Annotated in this window: 2 pseudogenes; both read right to left on the bottom strand. The window is 59.7% G+C overall.

The annotated features are described in order from the left end of the window. Nucleotides 1-158: pseudogene (locus EOD29_RS33965) on the bottom strand (carbohydrate ABC transporter permease); the annotation flags it as partial. Further along, nucleotides 155-248 (bottom strand): annotated as a pseudogene (locus EOD29_RS33970) (sugar ABC transporter permease); the annotation flags it as partial. The pseudogenes EOD29_RS33970 and EOD29_RS33965, both read right to left, overlap by 4 nt.

The following is a 248-nucleotide window of genomic DNA, read 5'->3' on the forward strand; positions in this document are numbered from 1 at the left end:
CAGAACAGCCAATGCTCAGGAAGTTCGAAATCGAGGCGGGAGGCCTCCGATTTGGATTTCACCGCCTGCAGAGCGACGAAAACGAAAGGCATGACGAAGATGACGGCCGCGACGGCAAGGGCTATTGCGCCCGTCACATAGGGGCGGACGCTTCTCATTCCTCGACCTCGCGCCGGTTGAACCATAGGGTGAAGGGCAGGATGATCACGGCGATCAGCGCGAACAGGATGACGTTTCCGGCCGTCGAC

This window comes from Mesorhizobium sp. M1A.T.Ca.IN.004.03.1.1 (assembly GCF_003997555.1).
Taxonomy (GTDB): Bacteria; Pseudomonadota; Alphaproteobacteria; order Rhizobiales; family Rhizobiaceae; genus Mesorhizobium.